The 21,191-nt window shown below is 71.7% G+C and carries 21 protein-coding genes; 17 read left to right on the top strand and 4 right to left on the bottom strand.

The genetic code is table 11. The annotated features are described in order from the left end of the window. The 17 genes from OG430_RS48445 to OG430_RS48365 all read left to right on the top strand — a co-directional run bounded on the left by OG430_RS48445 (position 1) and on the right by OG430_RS48365 (position 17,089). Positions 1–591 (top strand): hypothetical protein, encoded by a 591-nt coding sequence (locus tag OG430_RS48445; protein ID WP_327359705.1) that lies wholly within the window; start codon positions 1–3, stop codon positions 589–591. Continuing rightward, the gene (locus OG430_RS48440; protein WP_327359704.1) at positions 588–1,412 is read left to right on the top strand and encodes a cell division protein FtsK; all 825 of its coding nucleotides are present in this window, start codon (positions 588–590) and stop codon (positions 1,410–1,412) included. The genes OG430_RS48445 and OG430_RS48440 overlap by 4 nt, the downstream gene beginning before the upstream one ends. Next, positions 1,409–2,227 carry a hypothetical protein gene (locus OG430_RS48435; protein ID WP_327359703.1) on the top strand — a complete coding sequence of 273 codons (819 nt, stop codon included), beginning with the start codon at positions 1,409–1,411 and terminating at the stop codon, positions 2,225–2,227. Before OG430_RS48440 ends, OG430_RS48435 begins: the two co-directional genes overlap by 4 nt. Next, positions 2,224–4,824, top strand: coding sequence for an ATP-binding protein (locus OG430_RS48430; RefSeq protein ID WP_327359702.1), 2,601 nt, complete (start codon positions 2,224–2,226; stop codon positions 4,822–4,824). The genes OG430_RS48435 and OG430_RS48430 overlap by 4 nt, the downstream gene beginning before the upstream one ends. Positions 4,825–4,957: 133 nt before the next feature. Further along, on the top strand, positions 4,958–6,937 hold the full coding sequence (locus OG430_RS48425) for a hypothetical protein (protein ID WP_327359701.1): 1,980 nt from the start codon (positions 4,958–4,960) through the stop codon (positions 6,935–6,937). Positions 6,938–7,078: 141 nt separating this feature from the next. Continuing rightward, positions 7,079–7,912, top strand: a complete 834-nt coding sequence (locus OG430_RS48420; protein ID WP_327359700.1) for a hypothetical protein — start codon at positions 7,079–7,081, stop codon at positions 7,910–7,912. A gap of 2 nt (positions 7,913–7,914) precedes the next feature. Next, the gene (locus OG430_RS48415; protein WP_327359699.1) at positions 7,915–9,123 is read left to right on the top strand and encodes a peptidase M23; all 1,209 of its coding nucleotides are present in this window, start codon (positions 7,915–7,917) and stop codon (positions 9,121–9,123) included. 229 nt (positions 9,124–9,352) lie between these two features. Further along, the gene (locus OG430_RS48410; protein WP_327359698.1) at positions 9,353–10,186 is read left to right on the top strand and encodes a hypothetical protein; all 834 of its coding nucleotides are present in this window, start codon (positions 9,353–9,355) and stop codon (positions 10,184–10,186) included. 574 nt (positions 10,187–10,760) lie between these two features. After that, the gene (locus OG430_RS48405) at positions 10,761–12,017 is read left to right on the top strand and encodes an MFS transporter (RefSeq protein ID WP_327359697.1); all 1,257 of its coding nucleotides are present in this window, start codon (positions 10,761–10,763) and stop codon (positions 12,015–12,017) included. Then, entirely contained in the window at positions 12,014–12,151 is a 138-nt protein-coding gene (locus OG430_RS48400) for a hypothetical protein (RefSeq protein WP_327359696.1), read from the top strand. The genes OG430_RS48405 and OG430_RS48400 overlap by 4 nt, the downstream gene beginning before the upstream one ends. A gap of 48 nt (positions 12,152–12,199) precedes the next feature. Then, positions 12,200–12,823, top strand: a complete 624-nt coding sequence (locus tag OG430_RS48395; protein ID WP_327359695.1) for a hypothetical protein — start codon at positions 12,200–12,202, stop codon at positions 12,821–12,823. Positions 12,824–13,361: 538 nt separating this feature from the next. Further along, the gene (locus OG430_RS48390; RefSeq protein ID WP_327359694.1) at positions 13,362–14,150 is read left to right on the top strand and encodes a hypothetical protein; all 789 of its coding nucleotides are present in this window, start codon (positions 13,362–13,364) and stop codon (positions 14,148–14,150) included. Positions 14,151–14,257: 107 nt separating this feature from the next. Further along, positions 14,258–14,593, top strand: coding sequence for an SH3 domain-containing protein (locus OG430_RS48385; RefSeq protein WP_327359693.1), 336 nt, complete (start codon positions 14,258–14,260; stop codon positions 14,591–14,593). A gap of 110 nt (positions 14,594–14,703) precedes the next feature. Beyond that, positions 14,704–15,102, top strand: coding sequence for a winged helix-turn-helix domain-containing protein (locus OG430_RS48380; protein ID WP_327359692.1), 399 nt, complete (start codon positions 14,704–14,706; stop codon positions 15,100–15,102). 204 nt (positions 15,103–15,306) lie between these two features. Next, positions 15,307–16,062, top strand: coding sequence for a tryptophan synthase subunit alpha (locus tag OG430_RS48375; RefSeq protein ID WP_327359691.1), 756 nt, complete (start codon positions 15,307–15,309; stop codon positions 16,060–16,062). Between the two features lie 44 nt (positions 16,063–16,106). Further along, the gene (locus OG430_RS48370) at positions 16,107–16,865 is read left to right on the top strand and encodes an HNH endonuclease family protein (RefSeq protein ID WP_327359690.1); all 759 of its coding nucleotides are present in this window, start codon (positions 16,107–16,109) and stop codon (positions 16,863–16,865) included. Between the two features lie 14 nt (positions 16,866–16,879). After that, positions 16,880–17,089, top strand: a complete 210-nt coding sequence (locus tag OG430_RS48365) for a hypothetical protein (RefSeq protein ID WP_327359689.1) — start codon at positions 16,880–16,882, stop codon at positions 17,087–17,089. A 132-nt stretch (positions 17,090–17,221) separates the two neighbouring features. Here the strand turns inward: OG430_RS48365 and OG430_RS48360 are convergent, their stop codons facing one another. From OG430_RS48360 to OG430_RS48345, 4 genes are all read right to left on the bottom strand, one after another. After that, complete coding sequence (locus OG430_RS48360) at positions 17,222–18,760, bottom strand: hypothetical protein (RefSeq protein WP_327359688.1); 1,539 nt, start codon at positions 18,758–18,760, stop codon at positions 17,222–17,224. A gap of 54 nt (positions 18,761–18,814) precedes the next feature. Then, positions 18,815–19,204 (bottom strand): hypothetical protein, encoded by a 390-nt coding sequence (locus OG430_RS48355; RefSeq protein ID WP_327359687.1) that lies wholly within the window; start codon positions 19,202–19,204, stop codon positions 18,815–18,817. Further along, positions 19,201–19,653 (bottom strand): hypothetical protein, encoded by a 453-nt coding sequence (locus tag OG430_RS48350; RefSeq protein WP_327359686.1) that lies wholly within the window; start codon positions 19,651–19,653, stop codon positions 19,201–19,203. Before OG430_RS48350 ends, OG430_RS48355 begins: the two co-directional genes overlap by 4 nt. Before the next feature lie 237 nt (positions 19,654–19,890). Further along, positions 19,891–21,165 (bottom strand): phosphoadenosine phosphosulfate reductase family protein, encoded by a 1,275-nt coding sequence (locus OG430_RS48345; protein WP_327359685.1) that lies wholly within the window; start codon positions 21,163–21,165, stop codon positions 19,891–19,893. Positions 21,166–21,191: the final 26 nt, after the last annotated feature.

Genomic DNA, 21,191 nt, shown 5'->3' with positions numbered 1-21,191 from the left:
ATGCGAACTTCCGCCACCTACACCCGGCACTGGGACCTCGAGACCCGCCAGCACGAACTGCTCGGCCTCGACCTCGGCGAGGGCCTGCCCCGCACGACGCTCAAATACGGCGCGGTCATGTTCCCGCTGTGGTGGGGCGCCTGGATCGTGCTGTTCGGGTTCCCCCTCAAGCCGCTCATCCCGCTGTTCCTCCTGCCGCCGCTCTTCTTCACCTACTTCGGGGCGAAACGTTCCACCTTGTACTGGCGGCGCACCAACCTCCTGATCTGGGGGGTGCGGCTGAACTTCCTCAACCACGGCGTCCGCCCGGTCATCGGCCGCGGCCGGATCCCCGCCCCGAAGGTCGGACTGCGGCTGCGCACCCAGCGCCTGGGTGAACGCTCCCCGCAGCTGCGGGAGATGCCCGCCTTCTCCTCGATGTTCACCACCGACGGCGACACGCCGGACGCCGCCGAGTCCTGCGGCAAGCCCGCCCACCTGCGGCCCCGCCTGCGCATGTACGGGCCCGACGCGGTGGCCAAGGTCCGCGCCAAAGCCACCAAACGCCAGCGCCGTACCGGCAAGGCCGCCCCGAAGGGGACCACCTCATGACCACCCAGACCTCCATGCCGATCAAGGCCCTGCGCAGCACGCTGACGCTCGCCGACCCCTACACCCTCACCGCCCTGGACGCGGCCACGACGCCGCTGCTCGGCCTCGCCGACGGCGACCGCCTGCTGCTGCTGCCCGCCAGCGCCGAGCACGTCCTGGTTGCGGCCGGCGCGGGCGGCGGCACCAGCACCCTGCTGCGCGGACTGACCGCCCAAGTCCTCGCGCTGGGCGCGTCCGTGGACGTCATCGACCCCGGCGGCACCGGCCACCTGTGGGCCCGCGACCTGCCCGGCGTGCGCTACCTCTCGCGGATCTCCGAGATCCACGACCAGCTGCAGCTGACCGTCGCCTCTCTGCAGGACGGCACCAGCCGCTTCACCGGCGGCTGGACCGGCCGACGGGTCCTGGTCATCGAGCACCTGGGCACCGTCGCGTACGGGCTGCGCGAGTACTGGAGCCAGACCCGCCCCGAGACTCAACTCCCCGAAGCGCCGGGGGTGGAGGCGCTGGCCATGCTGCTCGCCTCCGGCCCGGCCTTCGGCGTCCAGATCCTCGCCGGCAACCCGCGGGTCGGGCTGCCCGGCCTGGGAGCTGCGCCCATCGCGCAGGTCTTTCCCACCCGGGTGATCGCCTACGGCGGCGCCGCGCTGTGGCAGCGGGTGGCCCCCGAGATCTGGGCGATCCCGCCCTACTCGCTGATCCCCGGCCGCATGCACCTGGTCGCCGAGCAGCAGGCCACCGCCTTCCAGGCCCTCAACCTGTCCGACGCCGAGGCCCGCGCCTTCGCCCGCGGCGTGATCGAAACCGGAGCCGAGCGATGAGCACAACAGGCCACCAGCGGACCGCCGTTGCCCCGCACCCGCCCCGCACGGTGTCCCTCACCAGCGGCGCCGGCCGGGCCGCGGCGGCCGCCGACCGGACGGCCCCGCTGATCGGACTCGACGACGCGCACCAGCCTGTCTACCTGAGTGCGGTCGACGGGCACCTGCTGACCGTGGCCCCGCCGGGGATGGGCACCACCGTGCTGCTGCGCACCCTGGCGGTGCAGGCACTGGCCGCCGGCCGCGACGTCGACATCATCGACGTCCACCACGTCGAACACGCCTGGGCCCGTGGCGTGGACGGCGTCCGCTACGTCGATGACCCGGACCAGGTGCACCGCCACCTGCTCGGGCTCGCCCACCAGGCGCGCGGCCGGGCCGCCGCCGGCAAGCCGGGGCCCGGCCGGCTGCTCCTGATCGAGAACGACGGAACCACCCGCGTCCTCATGAACCACCGCGCGGACCCGCGGCCCAACGGAGTCGCGCTGGACGCGCTCACGGCGGTCCTCGCCCACGGCAGCCAGGCGGGCATCCAGGTGGTCCTGGCCTGCCGCGCCGTGCCCGGCGCGCTCGGCCACATCGCCCGGGACCTGTTCTCCACCTGCCTGCTCGCCGAACCCGACGCCCGCACCTGGCGCCTGCTCGGCCAGGGCCATCACCAGCGGCCGCCCTCCACCGGCTACCGGCCCGGCCTGTGGCACCGCCTCGACCAGGACGGCAGCCGCCGCCTGGTTCAAGGCGCCCGCATCGAGGCCCGTGAGGCCGCCGCCTACGCCCGCCGCACCCCTACGCCCGTGAAGGAAGTCCTGCGATGAGCACCACCACGAAGGCGGCGAAGAAGTCCGCGAGCAAGTTCGGCCGGCTCCTCGGCCTCGGCGCCGAACGCCTCATGAAGGAACCGCAGTTGGTGGCCGTCGCCGACGGCCTGGTCGTCACCGACACCGGCGCCGAGGCCTGGTTCACCCTCAGCTCCGCCAATACCGACCTGATGCCGGAAGACCGCCAGGACTCCGAACAGGACGCGGCCGCGCTCGCCCTGGCCAAGGTCCTGCCCGGCTACGACTGCCACCTGCGCATCATCTGGGCCCGCCTGGACGGCGAGATCTACCGCGAGGAAGCACGGCAGATCTTCAGCGCCGGCGACGTCGAGCGGGTCGCCGCCATGTGGGCGCAGCGCCTGGACGGCCTCGACCTGCCGCAGCGCCACATCCTGCTCGGCATACGCATCGCCGAGCGGGACTCCGCCGCGAACGCCACCGTGAAGAACGGCGTGGCCGGCGCGCTCGGCGTCGGCAAGACCGGCCTGGACGACACCGAACTCGCCCACCTCGACGGCCTCGCCCGCCGGATGGAGCGCCGGCTGGAAGCCACCCCGTGGCGCGCGCGGATCGCGCCGGCCGAACTCCTGGCCTGGGCGATCTCGAGGGAGAGCTTCCGGCCGCAGCCCGCCCCGCCCCGGCTGCCCACCATCTCCGGCGCCGCCCTGGTGCGCCTGACCCAGTCCAAGGCCATCCCGCACGCCGATCACGTACGCATGATGGACGCCCGCGGCGAGACCGCGGCCTGGGTCAGCGTGCTGGCGATGCCGGCCTTCCCCGAGCAGCTGATCACGCCGGGCGAGCAGGAGTGGCTGCGCTGCCTGTCCGAGATCAGCTACGTCCACCCGACGACCGGCGACGACCAACTGGTGTGCCCCGAGGCGTCGGTCCGGTTCAACGTGTGGCGCAAGGGCGCGGCGATCAAGTCCGTCGACAAGCAGCGCCAGTCGGCCAAGGAACAGCGCCGCTCGGCCGCCGAAGGCTCCGCCGGTGAAACGTTCGCCGAGACCGAGGAGACCGAAGCGGTGATGGAGGAGCTGCGCCGGCAGATGTCCCGCGACGGCATGACGCTCCTCGAGGACCACCCGCGGATCATCGTGTCCTCCACCGAGTCCCTCGACGACCTGCGCGCGCGCTGCGACGCGGTCGTCGCGCACTACGCCGGGCTGTCCATCGACGTGGTCGTCGCCTCCGAGGAGCAACGGGAGTTGTGGCTGGAGGCGCAGATCGGCGACATGCTCCGGGTCCTGGACCTCGGGCATATCCGCACCACCGACGCTCTCGCGGCCTCCATGTTCTGGGGCGGCTCGGAGGCCGGTGACGACGACGGGCCGATCGCCGGCCTGCTGACCGGAACCACCCCTGGGGTGTGCCGGATCGACATCACCGCCGGAAGTGCCCGCGGGGACGCGACAACCACGGCTTTCGTCGGCCGCTCCGGGCGCGGCAAGACGACGTCGATGATGCTCGCCACCCTGATCGCCGGGCTGAAGGGCGCCTTCAGTCTGATGCTGGGCTTCAAAGGCGACGAGGCCGGCCTCGTGAAGGCCGGCGAGTACCTCGGCCTGCCCTCCCACCACGTCACCTGCGGCGTGGAAACCCCGGCCGTGGCCGACGTTTTCCGCCTCCTGCCCAAGGGCGACGCCGCCCTGCAGGTCGTCTCCCAACTCATGATCATTCTGCCGTCGCGGATGCAGGACGCCGGCGTGGAAACCCACCTGCTGCGCGCCGCGAACGCCGTGGCCCAGCACGACGACGCGGCGACCTACCAGGTGATCGAACTGCTGCAGGCCAGCAGCGACCCGCTCGCCGTCGAGGCCGGCGACGCACTCGCCGAGCTGTCGCAGACCCAGCTCGGCGCACCGCTGCTGGGCCGGCCCCGCCCCGGCGCCTCCCCGCTGCGCCCCGAGCCGGGCCTGTGGCTGGTACAGGTGCCCGGCCTGACGATGCCGCAGGCCGGCACGAAGCCGTCCGAGATGACGATGACCGAGCGGGCCTCGCTCGCCTTGATGCGCGGGCTGATCGCCTACGCCCTCAACACCTCGGCCCGTCCTGACCTGCGCAATCTCCCGAAGGTCGTGGCGATTCCGGAGGTGCACGTCCTGACCGGAACGGACGACGGCCGCCGCTTCGTCGACTACATCGCCCGTACCGGCCGCGCCCTGGACACCTCCCTCGCCATCGACACCCAGGACCCCAAGTCACTGCTCGGCATGGACGGCGTCCTGGAAGCGATCACCACCGTGCTGGCCTTCGAGCAGTCGACCCGCTCGCAGCAGGACGCCATGGCCGAACTCCTGCGCCTGCCGATCTCCGCCTCCACCCGCGCGCTCATCCACGGCGTCGGAAAGGACACGCACGGCGAGATCCGGCACGGCCACTGCATCATCCGTGACCGCCGCGACCGGGTCGCCACCATGCAGTGGGACGCCCCCAGTTACGAACTGCTGCGCGCGCTGTCCACCAACCCCAAGGACCAGGCCGCCGACCACGAGGACGCCGTCGCCGACGCCATGCCCGTCGGCTTCGAGAAGGAGCCGGATTCCGCGGCCTCTGTCCACAACCCCGCAGCGGAAGAGTCGGAAGCCGCATGACGCCCATCCGCAGCGGGACGGCCCCGGCCGCCTGCCACACCAGGAGGCCGCCCGCCATGACCTGCCGCCCGCGTACGAAGAGTTCGCCCGGCCCGCGCCCGGGCCTGGTCACTGACCCCTGGGGGAGGAGCACATGATCAAGAAGCTGGCGCGCCGCGCGCGGCACTGGATGCTGCGCCTGTACCTCGCCCTGCCCCGACTGCGGCTGCGCACCCTGATGATCCCGCTGCTGGGGATCCTGGCCACCCTCGGCGTGCTGGCACCGGCGGCGATGGCCGACGACGACAGCGACAAGTACAAGCCCGGCGGGATCGGCGACATGATGCCGTCCCCGTTCCGGCCGCCCGGCCAGGGAACGCTCTTCGAGTCCTACGACCCGGACGTGTACCAGCTCGACCGGCAGCTCTCCGACGACCTGCTCGGCGGCGACCTGATGGACGGCTGGATGTTGTCGCTGGGCAACATGCTGCTGCAGTTCCTTACCGTGCTCGGCCGCGCCGCTGTCGTGGTCACCGGCTGGTGCTTCAACGTCGTGTCCCTGCCCGAGGTCGAGGACGCGATCGGTACCGCGATCGGCGCCGCGGCCGGGCCGATGATGACGACGTTCCTGCCCACCGCGGTCGCGGTGGGCGGGTTCGTCGCCTGGGCCAAGCGCTCCGAGTCCTCTCCGCTCGGGCAAATCGCCTGGGTGGCTGCGTCCGCGGCGATCGCCACGACCTTCCTGGTCGCGCCCACCACCTGGGTCAAGGGCGTCGACAACGGACGGCAGTTGGGCGCCTCGGTCGCGATGACCACGATCGGCGCCGGCCTGTCCGACAAGGACGCCGCGATGCCGTTCGCGACGCCGGAGCCGGCCTGGTCGGACAACGAGAAGGACAACACGGTCCGTCGCGCCGCCGACGCGGTATGGCGCACGTACGTGGCGACCCCCTGGTGCATCGCCGATCTGGGTTCGGTCGCCGCGTGCAAGAAGTGGGGCCCCGAAGTCGTCTCCCGCGGCACCGACATGGAGGACCGCGAGGCCTACCTCAAGGAGGAGATGAACGACGAGGTCGCCGGATCCGAGGCGGTCCAGTGGCGCCAGGGGCACACCCCCGGCGGCCGGATCGGCGTGCTCATCGCGGCGATCATCTGCTGCGCCATCTTCTGCGCCCTGGTGATCACCCTGGCGTTCACCACGCTCGCCTCGCTGATCGGGGCGCTGATGCTGCTGGTCTGCGGCGTCGCGTTCGCGACCCTGTGGTGCATCCCCGGCAAGCCCCGCCAGTGGGGGGTGAGTTGGTTCGAAATGCTGCTCGGCCTGGTCATGGTGTCCTTCACCTCGACCATGCTGCTCGGCTCGGTCCTGGTGGTGTCGGTGGCGATGATGTCGCTGCTGCCCACCTACGGCTGGCTGATGGTCAGCGCCCTCAACATCTGCGCCGCCGCCATGGCCTTCAAGGTCAAGGGCCGCCTGGACGGCATCGTCTCGGCCGGCGGCGCCCAGATGGCCGGCCGCGGCATGCTCTCCTCGCTGAGCCGGATGCGCTCCGCGTCCCGGCTGCGCCGCGTCATCCGCGGCCGCCGCGGCGGCTTCGGCGACATGGACCGCCACCCCGGCCCCACCCGCGGCGGCAGCGACGACTCCGGCACCACCTCGTCCAACGACGGCGACGACGTCCGCAGCCGGCCCACCCGCAACATCCCGCCGCCGCCGAGCTTCCCGCCCACCGCGCACCTGCCCGGCCCCGGCGGCACCGGACCAGGAGGCGCGGGCCCCGGCGGGACCGGACCGGGACGCCCGCCCGGCCTGCCCGGACCGCACGGCCCGGCCGGCACCGGACCCCGCCGCCACCGCCCCGGATCCGGGCCCGGCGGCACCGGACCGGGCACCACGGCCGGCGGCTACACGGTCCGGCCCGGCGCACCCCGCCCGTCCGGGCCGCCGCCGGCAACGCCGCCCGGTGGGGGAGGCCGCGTCATCACCGGCACGGTGATCAACCGGCCGGCCAACCCGACCGGCAGCCGGTTCCGCACCTATCCGCCGCCGCGGGCTCCGCACCCGTCGCGCACTCCGGGACGCCCGCCCGGCACCGGACCCGGCGCGCGCGCCAGGCCGCGAGCCGGCAGCTGACCCCCGGCTGAGGGCTGAACCGCCCACCCCGACCCATCCGCCCGAGACCCCCGCCGGTCCGGCCGCACCCCGCGGCCGGACCGCCCCGGGGCCATCTCGCCATGCCCGCACACCCAGCTCGCACCGCCCGTGGAGCCCACCGTGACGCACGAGACCGACCCCAACACCCCCGAGGACGACGCCCCCGCGGCGCGCGGCACCTCCCGGCGCGCAAGGCGTACGACCGGGCCGCAGAGCGCGGATGAGTGGCGTGAACTGCTGCGCCAGCAGGAACTTCCTCCCGAGATCAGCGAGCTGTCCCGCCGCAAGCGTCGCAAGGCCAGGCGGCATTGGCGCTCAGCGCAGCGTGAAGAGCGCACCCAGCTGATCCGCCGGGCCCGCAAGAACACCCCCACCCCGATCGTGGTCCCGATCCTCGGCCTGATCGTGGCCGCGGCCGTCGCCGCCGGCGCGCTGCTGTGGCCGGACAAGCCTGGCCCGGACACCGTGACCACCAAGCCCACCCCGACCGTGGAGGCGCCGCGGGCGCCGAGCAGCCCGGCCCCGGCACCGTCCGCCAGCGCGCCCACCATCGACGACACCCCGCAGTCGGTCGCGAAGGCTTTCACCACCGCCTACACCAACCGGCGTCCCCTCGAAGACGGCGGCCACGAGGCGGCAGTTGACCGGGCCCGCCCGTACATGTCGACCGCCCTGGCGTACAACCTGGCCAAGCACGACGACCGCGACTTCGACCGGCTCGTCGCCGCGCAGGCCACCGCCGCCACCCCCACCAAGGTCACCATCGGCAAGCCCACCTCGGCGCAGCGCCCCGCCCCCGACACCCCGGTCCGCGTCTACCTGCAGGCCGACGTGACCATCGACGTGAAGGGCACCGACCCCTACCGCTACGAGCGGCACCTGACCCTCGAGGTCTCCCGCGCGGACGGCGCCTCGGCGTGGATGGTCACCCGCGTCCTCGGGCTGAAGGACTAGCCGTGGACGAACGAGACGTCATACGCGGCGCGGTCAAGGCGGCCGGCCTCGTCAAGAAGGGATACCAGCTCAAGATCACGGTCATTGTCATGGCCGTCTTCCTGGCCGGCCTCATGCTCGCCGGGCTGCTCTTCCCGGCCGGCAGCGCCCGCGCCGCCGACTGCCAGGACACCGGCCCCGGCACCGCCGGCGCCGCCCCCGACGCCCGCGGCGGCTCCAACGACGCTGGTGAGGGCCAAGACCCGCGCGATGGTCATGCCATCCTCGCGGTCCGGCGGGACAACGCCCTGGCCATCGACAAGGTCGCCAAGGACCTCAAACTCCCGGGCCGGGCCACGCTGATCGCGCTGATGACCGCGATGCAGGAGTCATCCCTGATCAACATCGACCACGGCGACGAGGACTCGGTCGGCCTGTTCCAGCAGCGGCCCTCGATGGACTGGGGCACCAAGGCAAGCATCATGAAGCCCGAGTACGCCGCCCGCTCCTTCTTCCTGGGCCACGGCACCAACAAGGGCCTGACCGCCGTCAAGAACTGGGAGAAGATCCCCCTCGGCAAGGCCGCCCAGGCCGTGCAGAACTCCAAGTACCCCGACCTGTACGCCGGTCACGAGAGCGCGATGCGGCAGCTGGCTGAAGACGTCGGCATCGACCTCGAGCGCAAGGGCAAGGCCACCGGCAACGGCAAGGGCGGCAAGCCGGTCACCAGCGCCAACAGCGAATGCGGCGTCAACCAGCCGGGCACACCCGGCAGCGCCGGCCCCGGGGGCAGCGCGGGCGGCAAGTTCTCTGACGGGAAGCAGAGTTGGGACCTGAACAACCCCCGCTCCGTCAAGGACGCCATCGCCTGGGCCAAGGCGAACGCCGGCTCCCACTCAACCAAGACCTGGTACCGGCGCTGTCTCGCCTACACGGCGATCGTCTACGGCTGGAACGTCTCTGGCGTCACCTACGCCATCGACCACTACACCGTCGTGCCCAAGAGCATGCGTCACGACAAGGACCGCCATCCCCCCGCCGGCGCCCTCATGTACTGGGAGACCGGCGGCCGGGCGGGGCACATCGCCGTCTACCTCGGCGACGGCAAGGTGGCCTCCAACGACATTCTCAGGCCCGGCTACATCGACATCGTCGACGCCGAGTTGTTCGAGACCAAGTGGGGCGCCACCTACGTGGGCTGGACGCCGCCCGTCTTCCCCAAGGCCGGCTGAAGAAGCGCCAATTGACACCAAGATCACCAGCGGGTGGCGGGCTCCCTTACGAAGGTACCGCGATCACAGCCCTCGTCGCCCGAACTACCCGAAAGCGCCAAGAAGAGACCGGTCCTGACCGGTTGGCCCTGCCGAATCCGGCAGGCACGCGCGCTGGCCGGCACCTCGCGGCGGCGCCCCCACGGCGCCGCCGCGCGAAGGCCCACCGACCCCTACCCACAGGAGTGCCATGTCCGCCGCCCTCGTGCCCCACGACGGTCCCGCGCCTGCTGCATGGGTCCCGCCCGCCGTCCTTGAACCCATACCTGCACGTCAGCCGCCACAGTCCGCGGGCCGCGGCTTTCGCGTCCTGCGGGCATTGATCAGCCTCGGCCCGGGCGGTGAGCACCAGTTGGCCGCCATCGCAGCCGCCGCCGAGCTCCAGGCCCCGCACACGGCCAAGCTCCTGAAGGCCGCCGTTCTCCAGGACCTGGTCCAGTACGGAAGCCGCCGCGGCACCTACCGCCTGGCACCCGAGTGCGCCCCGCTCCAGGTTCCGCGCCCCGACACCGCCTCCACGCCGCGCATCCGCGACGTACTGCAGCTCCTGCAGCAGGAGACCGGCCTCGCCGTGGCCTGGCACGAACCGCACCATCAACTGGGCCGGGGCCTGCGCCTCGACCTGGTCGATCTGCTGTGCCCCGCAGATGAGTTGGCGGCCGCAGCAGCCCAGCAGGACCCCGACGTGCGGCACAGCGCAGCCGGCCGGATCGCCCTCGCCTACCTTCCGCCCGGTCTCACCGTCGACGCAAAGGACCGGCCGCTCGTCCTTCCCGACGCCACACGCACCGCCGTGCGCAGCAGCAGGATCGCCGTCCGCCGCAGTCACGGCACCTGCACCCTCTCCTCACCCGTCATGTCCGGCACGAGCCTGCTCGCCGTCCTCAGCGTCACAGGCCCCGCCCGGCTCTTCGAAGACCCCCTGCGCGCCCAGGAGTTCGCGGTCCTGATCCGCCGGGCGGCCACCCGCGTCGGCGCCCGCCCGTACGAGGCCTCACGGGCACCGACGGCCAGCGCGGCCTGACCAGCCGCACGCCGGTGAGTAGGCGCCCCGCTCCAGACATAGGGCCAGGACTCCTGATCGTCCAGGCAAGCGTCCTCGCAAGCGCGGTCGGTCGTCGCCGACGAGGGGCCTGCTCGACCTCGTGCCCGGACACCGTCGAACGGGCCGCGGTGGTGATGTGCCGCATGTCTGCTCGGCGCCCGGCCGGACCTGCCCGGTGCGCCTGCCCGCTCGGGAGTTCTGCAGTCTGCCGGCCGGTTGCCGCCGTGCCCTGCGACAACGGATCGGTGCACCCCGGACATGGTTTCAAGTTGAACGATTTCCTGTGCGGACTGCTGCTCTCGATGACCTCGCGGCCGGCTCATAGGTTCGCTGCATCCCCGGATCTTCGGGGTGTTCCTGACATTGCAGAGGAGACCGCCATGCGCCCCATGGACACGCTCGACGCCCGTCCGTTCCGCCCGTTTGACCTCGCCCGCCCGTAAGAGCGACGAGGACCTCACTGAAGGCGGCCGCACCGGAGGTGCGGCCGCCTTCGGCCTGTCCGCCCCCTTCTTGTCCACCCGACCGCAGGCCCGCTCCGCAGGAAGACACCATGGCCCTTCAGCTCCCCCTTCGCTCCGCCGAAACCCCGGCGCGTACCGCCCGGTCCGTGATCGCCACGCTGCTGGCGGCGTCCCTCGTGGTGAAGGCGGCGGGCTTCGGCTGGGACTTCCTCGGCTACTACGTCGCCTCCGGCACCGGACATGGCACCACGGCCGCCGGCGCCGCGCTCACCACCTTCGGTGTCGGCTGGTGCCTGGGCCTGGCCGGCGCGGGCGCCCTCACCGACCGCCTGGGCCAACGGACCGCCCTCATCGCCCTGATGATCCTGTCCGCCGTCGCCTGCTTCGCGCTCGCGCTGACTACCTCGCTGCCCGCGCTCCTGGCCGTCTCCCTGCTGCTCGGCGTCACGATGGAGGCGCACCGGCCCGCGGTATCCGCCGCCATCAACGACACACTGCACGCCGACGCAGCCCGCACACGCGCCCAGGGATGGCTGTACTTCTGTTCCAACGTCGGCATCGCGATATGCGGTGCCGTAGGCGGATACGCCGCTCACCACCACGGCTACCAGGCCCTGTTCGTCATCAACGGCATCGTGTGTCTCGCCTTCGCCGTGGTGGCCCGCCGCGTCCTGGGGCCGCACCGCCCGGCCAAGGCCCAGACCACCGTCACGTACCGGCAGGTCTTCGCCGACGCGGCCCTGCGCTGGATGGCCGTGGTCGCCGTCTTCTCCATGATCTGCGCCTGGGGCCTGGTCTCGGTGATGCCGCTCCTCATGAACGACGACTCGCTTCCCGCCACGAGCTACGGCGTTGCGATGGTCTGCAACACCGTCGGCGTCCTCGCCCTCACCCCGGTGGTGATGCGACTGCTGGTCGGCGACGGGGACACCATCAAGTTCCCGCTGGTACCCGTCCTGGTCACCGGCGCGGGCATCCTCGGCGTCGGCATCACGGTCGCCGCCCTGCAGCACACCCTCGCCGGATACTGCCTCGCGGCCCTGATCATCGTGCCCGGCGAAGTCTGTTTCAGCGTCGCCGCCGGCGCCTACATCTCCACATCCGTCCCCACCGGAGCAACCGGCCGCTACCAGGCGGTCATCAGCAGCGCGACCGCGCTGGCCTCCCTGCCCCCGCTGGGTATCGCCCTCGCACTCGAGGCCGGAGGGCGGCCACTGGTCGCCGTGATCCTCGCCCTGTGCGCGCTGACCGCGGTGGCTGCCTGCCGACCCCTCGGCCGCGCCCTCGCCGCCGCCCAACTCCACTCGAAGCCCACCACCACCCGCGAACTCCTGGAGCAGCCGTGACCTCGAACTTCGCCAACCTTCCGTGGCCAACCTCCAGCACCACGACCGCGCAGCCGCCCGCTCCGGAGCCCGACGAGGCAGCTGAGGCGGAACGTCCCGAGCCGACGCCGACGAACGGCTCCACGCCGAACTGACCCGCCCGCGACGGCGCCCGCCGCCGCGGGGGAGAGGAGGACATCCCGATGCCCCAACACCCCGTGACCCGCTGCCCCCGCTGCGACAGCGGCGACCTCGGCGTCCAGTTGGCCGAGACGCCCGCCCGGGCGCAGCACGTCGCCTCCTTCGTTTGCATCGGATGCGGCTACACCTGGCGTACGTCGCAGACGTCGCAGTTTCCCGCGCCCGACTACCCGCAGGCCTACGGCGCCGCGCCCGGTCTCGACGAGGAAGAGATCACCCTGGGCCTGTGGGCCGCCGGAATCAACCACCGCACCGAGTCCGCCCAGGCCGGCCACGGCCGGCCCGTCGACAGCGGCGGATTCCGGCTGTTCTACCTGCGCCAGGCCGCCTACCTCGACCGGGTCGCCCGCCAGACCGAAGTGGGCCTGTACTGCGGGCTGTTTGACGCCGACGATGCCGAACAGGCGCGACGGGCGGCCGACGCCGCGGCCATGGAACTGCTCACCTTCGACCTCGCCCACGGCGAGGTGTACGTGGAGGGCCCGCTCGGGCCTGCCGCCGAGGCCTGGCAGCAGGAGGGCGGCGCGCGGGCGTACGTACGGCAGGAGTACCGGGAATGGCGCAACTGGGAAGACGCAGCCGCCGCGCTGCGGCGTGAATACCTCAGCGGAGACAATCCTCGGTGAGCGGCATGACGACGTACGACTTCACAGGGCCACTGGCCGCACGGCCCCGCGCGGGCGCCGGGCCCTTCCGGCCCTGATCACCCGTTGCTACCTGGTCGGTTGTAGGGCACCAAGCAATGTGGATCACAAACCAGCCGGAGCGGTGGCCGGATCCCACGGAAGCCAGGGATTCGACGCCGGCACTGCCCTGCATCCCGCTACGGTGAAAACAGAGCCCGGCGCGCATCCCCCCGTGTGTGCGCCGGGCTCTTCCCATGCGCATAGCGGCTCCGACCGATGACAGGCACCGGAGCCCCAGCCCACCTCGTCTCGACCAGCTCCGACGCATTCAGCGGAACGACAACTTCCGCTCTCGGTAGCAGCGGCTAGGGCCAGCCAACAGGAGCACGTCGCGTGGCGAGGCCGTGCGCTCAAAATCGCCGGTCTCTATCCACAGGCCTGCGCTTCCAAGATCTCTTTCACAGCAGGCAGTTCGCCCCGGCGCAGCGTGCGCTGACCAGCCAAGCCTGCCGTGTTCCAGTGGAGGCTGATCTCATCCATGCGTAGTACCCGCAAGAGCGTGCTGCGGCGGGTCGTGGCCACCGCCGCGATCGTCGCCGCGTCAGGGGCGCTGGCTGCCCCCGCGCTCGCCGCCACCGACACCCCCAAGCCGAAGGCCTCCGCCTCGGCCGCGGACGTGTCCCTCGGCCTGAGCGTCGACCTCTCGGTCAACGGCGAGACGCCGAGTGATGACCCGACCGAGCCCGGCACCGACCCGACCGAACCGCCCACTGATCCAGGCGAGCCAGGTACCGACCCAACCGACCCCGGTACTGACCCGACGGACCCGCCCACGGACCCGCCCACGGACCCGCCCACGGACCCGCCCACGGACCCGCCCACGGACCCGCCCACGGACCCGCCCACGGACCCGCCGACCGACCCGCCGACCGACCCGCCGACCGACCCGCCGACGGACCCGCCCACGGACCCGCCCACGGACCCGCCGACCGACCCGCCGACCGACCCGCCGACCGACCCGCCCACGGACCCAGGGACTGACCCTTCCGAGGAGCCGACCGACCCAGGCTCCGAGCCTTCACCGGGCCCGACTTCGGGCAACGGCGGATCGAACCCCGACGGATCCAAGCCGGGTAACGCGGGCGGCAACGAGCACATCAGCGCAGGCGACACCACGTCGCCCGCCGGCAGCCTCGCGCAGACCGGCGCTGACGGAAACACCGCGCTGGGCCTCACCGCCGCCGGACTCCTCGCCGCAGGCGCGGCGACCATCGGCGTCGTCGGCTACGGCAAGCGCCGCGGCCGCCACGCCGCGGACAAGGCCTGACACCAACTCACCCGTCCGGGCGCCGCATGACGCCCGGACCCTTGCGGGCCCGCCCAGGGCGGGCCCGCAAGGACACCTCCTCGATCCCTGAAAGGACCACCGCACTCATGGCTGCAATCAAGCGCCTAGCCACTGTTGCCCTGTCCGTCTCACTCCTCGCCGGCGGCGCCGCGGCAGTCGCGCCAACGGCGTCCGCCGCGTCCAGCAAGTGCGAGTTCACCAACTACGGTGCGGCGAACGGTAATGGCATCAACTTCCGCACCGGACCCAGTACCGGATACGTGAGCAAGGGCCTGCTCTACAAGGACAAGCTGCACCTGTACTGCAGCAAGAACGGCTGGTACAAGGCCCAGCTCCCCCAGCGGTCCAAGAGCGGCCTGAAGAAGGGGACCTGGGGCTGGATACACAGTTCCAAGGTCAAGTTGCACCTCGCCGGCGGCTGAGTCTCGCGCCCCGGCCGCTGCCAGACAGCGGCCGGGGCCACCGGTCCGTCGTTCAAGCCTGCCCCCGCGGCCATCAACCAGCAGCTGCGGCAGGCGCGTTCCGTCACTCCATGAGGATCCTCGCCATGCCGTCGTTCGCCCGTCCCCTGCCGCCATACATGCAGGCCGCCCAGGTCCTGCGGGACGAGATCGTCTCCGGCTATCTCAAGCCCGGCGCGAGAGTGCCGAGCCACCGTGCGCTCCAGCAACGCTTCGGCATCGCCAGCACGACTTCCCGCAACACGGTCGAGGTGCTGCGGGCTGAAGGCCTCCTGAGGACCGTTCCGGGCCGGGGCACCTTCGTCGTCGACATCCTGCCTCCCGACTGTGAGCCGCAGGCGCGCGCCGATCCTCCGGAGCTGGTCGACCTCGTACGCGAACTCAGCGCTCAGATCAGCACCCTCAACCAGCGCGTCAGCACCCTCGAAACCCGTCTGCACCGCGTGGGCTCCGCGCTCACCAAGCAATGACGGCCCTCCGGGGGAGCCGCGCCTCAACCCGCCTTCGAAAAGGGGCACCAACATGTGCGTCGCCCTCCTCCTGAGCTCCCCGGACGCCCGCGTGCACCAGCTGCACCATCCGATCGCGGCTCACCCGTGAGCACGCTGAGCCCAGCCGCGCGCAGCCTCACCACCCTGCTCAGAGGCGGCCAACGCCCAACGCTTGGGGCCTCCTTGCCCGCCGGGTTCCCGAACTGGACCGCCGGCATCGAGGCGCTGCGCGCGTTCGCCCGCCACGGAGCGGACTTCCTCGAGGTCGCCGTCCCCCACCACACCCCGGCCTGGGACGGTCCGGACACCGCGGCCGCGCACGTCCAGGCGCTGGACCAGGGGGCCCGGATGGCGCACGTCGTCTCCACCATCCGCCTCACCATCACGGCGACGGCGGCCCCCGTGATCGCGGCCGCCTACTGGGAGTCGGTCATGGACCGCGGCATGAACCGGTTCGCCCAGGACCTCGCGCAGGCGGGCGCCGCCGGCGCCAGGGTGATTGATCTTCCCCCCGGTGAGGCCGCCGGATGGGCAGCATCCGCGCGCGCGGCCGGCCTTCACACCGCACAGATCATCGCCCCGGGACCTGACGCTGTGGACCTCGACCCGCTCAACTCCACCGAGCCCGGCTGGATCCACCTATCCGCCGGGGAGGCTCCCACCGGCACGGACGGCCCTGCGGACCTTGCCCCGCTGCTCGAGCTCCTGGACCACATCAGAGCCGCCAGCCCGCTGCCCGTAGCGGTCGACATCGGGACCTTCACCCCGCAGAGCACCGTCGCGGTGGCGCCGTACACCGACGCCGTAGTCGTCGGGTCCCCGCTGATCCGGCCACTCCTGGACCCGCACGGCGCGGGTCTGGACAGCGCCCTCGAGCAACTGCGGGCCTTCGCGAACGCGCTGCATTCCGATGCACCCAGACCGCCGCGCGGTGCGTGATCATCAACGAGTGCTGTGCCCGATCTACAGGAGAGAGCGCCAAGTTGAACCACCCCTCCACGACTGCCCGTCGTGCCCTCGCCGGCCTGGCGCTCGTCGCCACGCTCACCAGCTGCTCCGCACTGGAAGCGGCGGTCGGCAGCAACGACGCGAAGGCGCCGGCTCCCGGAGCGGCGCCCGCCGGCAGTGCCCGAGAAGCCCTGGCCGGTCTGCAGGTCAAGAACCCCGCTGCGATGACCGGCTACGACCGCACCGTAAAGTTCGGGCGGGCCTGGTCGGATTCCACCGGCGCCCCGGGGGCGGGGAATCACTGCGATACGCGCAATGACGTACTGCGCCGTGACCTGACCAGCATCGTGTTCAAGGGGACGTCGACGTGCGTGGTGGCCTCGGGGGTCCTCGATGATCCCTACACCGGAAAGCGGGTGAAGTTCGTACGGGGCCCACACAGCAGCAAGGTCCAGATCGACCACAGCGTCGCCCTGGCGGCGAGCTGGCGCACCGGCGCCGCCCGGCTGAGCCAGGCGCAACGAGAAGCCCTGGGCAACGACTTGCTCAATCTGATCGCGGTCGACGGTCCGGCGAACTCCTCGAAGTCCGACGATGACGCCGCCGACTGGCTGCCGCCCAACAAGGCCTTCCACTGCCGGTACGTCGCCCGCCAGATCGCGGTTAAGGCGAAATACCGGCTGTGGGTCACCCCACCCGAGAAGACCGCGATGACCCGCGTCCTGGCCACCTGTCCGGACCAGGCCCTGCCCGCGGAGAACGGCAAGGGCGTCGCCCTGCCGAGCACGAAGTAGACCAAGGAGCAGCCATGCCCCCTCAACACCGCATCCCCGCCCGCCGGGTGGAAGGCGCTATCCGGCGTCCCGCACCCGAACCGCTGTCCCCGAAGCCGGAGTGGCAGGCGGATCAGCTGTTCGTCGCGCCGCCCCTTGGCGCGTGGTCTGAGGCGGACGACGACATCGAGGAGCCGGGAGGCTACGAGATGCGGCCGCAGCGCCGGCGCGCGCACCGCTCCTGATCGTCACCCGGACTTCGGGCCCGGACAGGTGGCCCGGACAGGTGGCCCGGAAAGGCGGCCGCTTGAGGGACGCGGAGTCGGCTGCGCTTGGCAGGTTGCGGAACACCGGATCTCTGGTGAGGCGGAGTCCGGTCAGGCCGCCAGCGGGTGGGGTGCCAGGGCAACGGACGAGGGGCGGATAATCGGAACGGCGCGGGACCGTCCTCGGCGGGCGTGCTTGCTGAGCGGCCGGACGGGCTCCCAGCGGGTGCCGGTGAGGCCGGTGATCTCACTCCAGCGGTGCTCGAACTTCGGGCGCTGCTTGTCGTCTGCTCCGGTGGGGGCAGCGACGAGATATCCGTCCGCGGCCGGGTAGCCCTCGCCGCGCTCGAGGTAGTGAAGCCGCTTGATCTGTGAGCTGTCGCCGTACTTCAGCCGGACGTCCTCCTCGCGGCCCCAGCGCAGCAGGGTGAACTCGGCCTGTATTCGGGTTCCTTCCCACACGGTGCGCACCGACCTCCACGCCTGTCCCTTGACCTGGTCGCCCCGGCACGCGGGGTCGAGGCCGGCGCAGGCGGGCGACACCACGACGCTCTCGTAGCCGGGGCCGGGGCCTCGGATGGAGTGCGTGGCCTGGCATGCGGCGGTGCGTTCCGTGCGGCACCACCACAGGGGGCGTGTGCAGCGGTCGTTGTGGTGGTGTCGGCATTCCTTGGTGCGGCCGGGCAGGTACAGGCGGCGGACCTCGTAGAGGGAGAACGGCAGCTCGTCGAGGCGGTCCTCGAAGGCGGTGAGGACCTCGTCGTTGCGGTCGTCCTCGGTGAGCTGCTGGTAGAGCGATCTCGTTCCGTACAGCGACATCGCCTCGTTCAGTGCGATCGAGGCGTACTCCATGACCAGGGCCTCCGCGGCCAAGACGGGGTGCTCGCGCAGCCGGTCCTCGTGCCGGTCCCGTGACGCACAAACCCCCGAAAAGGGGCAAAAAGTACAATAGCTCTTCTTGATGGGCTCGCCGAGCCGCCCCAGCACGTACGCCTCGACGGCAGCCCGGTCCATCCCGGCGTCGACCAAGGGGTAGGAGGGCACGCAGATGATCCGGCCGGCCTTCTCGTTGAGCCGATTCTGGATCTTCGTGTCCTTCTCCATCCGCGGCCGCTCCCTGGCGTGATAGCCGATCACCCGCCGGAACGGCACGTGGCCGAACTCTGCGAACGCCCAGTGATCAAGGCACCAGCCCTTAAAGCGAATTGAGCACGTCCTGCGCCCCGATGCCATCTGGGGAACGGTCCCGCCGGTGAGGAGCCAGTCCGACAGCCGCCACGGTCCCGCCTGGTGGATCCGGGCCGGCGCGCGCGAATCATCGAGGACCAGGACCCCGTCACCGTCGAAGCGGCCCATCCGCGCCACCTGAACCAGCCGCACCCTGCGGGCGGCGAGCAGCGGCAGCACGAGCCGGTCGACGTAGGAGAGCGTGTCGGGCCATTCGTTGCCGGTCACCGCATGCAAAACGATCAAGTCGGACAGGTCGGGCTCGAGGCCGTAGCGGACCGGGTCGTCCAGGAACATCAGCAGGATCGCGGTGGAGTCGGCGCCCAGTCCGTACGAGAGCACGGTCATGGGCTTGCCGCCCGGAGGCAGGGCGGGAGCCCGCGCGTCAGAGAGCGGGAACAGTGCGGGGGCAAGAGCGTTCACGGGGCGGTTCTTTCGCGGTCGAAGGGCAGGCCGGCCACGGGCCGGCGGCTTAGGTCAGGAGGGTGTGGGCGTACGGGGAGGGGCGTCCGCGATGGCGCGCAGGGCAGCGGCGGTGGCCTGCGGGCGAGTCAGGCTCCGGGCCAACTCCTCGGCCCAGGCGGTGAACTGGGCGTCAGGCTCGTAGCCGGCCGCTGCCATCAGCGGCCACAGCTCGGCGGTAGGCACCAGCACCTGCGCGAGGCCGTCGCCCGTCGCGGGCAGGGGAGCGAAGCCGAGGGCCGCTCCGAGATCGCGGACGAACCACAGCACCTCACCGCCCCGTACGCGCACCCGCAGGTGCGCCGAGTCGTAGACGACCGTCCGGGTCACCCGGCCCGCGCCCGCACCCGGGCCCGCGAAGGCCGGGCGCGGGCCGGGCACCGGCCGCGCGGACGGGCCGGTCACGTCGACACCTCGCCGGTGCGCAGGTCGACGGTGAGGGTGTCACCCGCGAACGGCCGGTCCACACCGGCGAGGTCGGTCAGCGGGCCACTGACGTCGTCGAAGGAGAGATCGACGTCGCGGCTCACCGTGCCGTCGAAGTGGCGCAGCGTGGCCCCGGACTCGTACCAGAAGTCCCCGTTGTCCCACGCCCAGGTCTCGAAGGACACCTCGACCACCGGCCAGCGCGAGGCGGTCTGCTTCTCCTTCACCACCTCATACGCCCGTCGCCGCAACGCAGCCACGAGCTGCTGCGCGTAGATCACGCTCTGGCGCTGGGAACTACGGCTCTCGACCGTGAACAGCTGGTGCGCGTCCAGCAGGTCAAGGAACCGCTCGAGCTCGGCGTCGAAGGCGCTGGTGGCGATGAACGGGACGAGGGCGGCGGGGGAGGGCATGAGGTCAACGGACAAGTGCGAGGTCCTTCCAGGAGGGGACACGACGTCATGGAGGCGGCTTCGGAACAGCCGCCGGAGGTGCGGCGGCGCTCGGTCAGGCGCTGCTTGATCGGCGCCGGGGTCGACGAGATCCAGGGGTGCCAGCCGGCGTGAGGGGTCCACCGCTGGGCGTGCTCGCGCTGGCCGATCCGGCAGTGCCGGCGCGCTTGGGGCGGTGGAGGTCACCGGGATGGTCGTTGCGGAGGCGGGGTGTCAGGCGGCGAGGGCCAGGCGCTGGAGGTAGCCGTCGGCGGCGTCCTCGCCGAGGTGGTGGCGGATCGCATCGCCCCGGCTCCAGGTGAGCGGTCCCTCCTCCTGGTGCAGGCGGGTGGCCTCCTGGACGACCTGGGCGAGGCTGAACTGGTGCTTGAAGCGGTGCCCGATCCGGGTCTCCAACTCCAGGTATGTGTCCGGGGTGTCCAGGCCGAGGGCCCAGCACAGCCGGACCGCCCTAGCGAGCATGTCGAAGGGCGCCAGGATGCAGAAAATGCAGCTCAGGCGGGGAATGAGGGTGTCGTACACCGGGTGGTAGTCGAGCGTCTCGTCGGCGATGGTCTGCCAGATGTCGTGCTCGGACAGGTGGAAGATCGGATGCCAGGTCAGCACCAGGCGACGGCCGTTGCTGGCGCGGTGGTCGATGGCGAGCTGGTGCTTCTTGCTGCGCGCCGTCGACTCGGCCGCCCTGATGCCGAGGCAGTTGAGGATGATGGCCTGCTCGTCCAGGCCGAGCGCGTTGACGATCTCCGTGAAGAGCTTGGCGGCGACGTCGCGCTTCAGCGTGGACGTGCACAGCCGGTTCTGGGCGTCGGGCCACATGCCTCGCTTGGCGACCATGCCGAGGAAGCCGATGTCGGCCTTCACGACGATGAACCGCAGCCCGTACCGCTCGGCCTGCTGCTCGGCGAGCTCGCGGACCCCCGGATACTCCGCCTCCGCACCGACGTCGGCGTGGACAACGACGACCTTGTCCAGGCAGCCGGCCTTCTTCGCCCACTGCACCACCCGGTGCAACGCCACCACCGAGTCCTTCCCGGCACTGGATTGCACACAGATGGCGTGCGCGGCCCGGATGAGCTCGACGGGAGCAGCGGCCAGGCCCTCCAGCAGACCGGTGGCCAACTGTGCCCGGCCGCCCACCGGCCGGCCCTGGCCGCCGGTGCGGCGGCCCGCGTGCCGGGCGACCTGCCGGCCCAGGTGCCGGTCGGCGCGCTGGGCCGCCGTGCGGGTGCGCAGCCACTTCGCCCGGGCGGCGTTGGTGCGCTCGGTGCGGTCTCGGTGGGTGTCGGCGGCCTGGGCGAGGTGGGCGGCCGTGTCGGCGGGGCTGGTGCTGCTGTCCATGTGCCGTCGCCACAGGGAGAGTTCGCACCAGGAGGTGAGTTCCGCGCCGTAGGCCTTGCGCAGGGCGCGGTCGGCGGCGCGGTGCGCCGTATCGGCGGCGGTTCCGACGCGGATGAGGTCGAGCAGGCGCAGGCGGGTGCTGAGGTCCATGGCGGCAGGTCCTTGCAGGGCTCTAA

It is taken from the genome of Streptomyces sp. NBC_01304 (genome assembly GCF_035975855.1).
Taxonomy (GTDB): Bacteria; Actinomycetota; Actinomycetes; order Streptomycetales; family Streptomycetaceae; genus Streptomyces.
The sequence above is the reverse complement of the archived record's forward strand: the minus strand, read 5'-3'. Positions and strand labels throughout refer to the sequence as shown.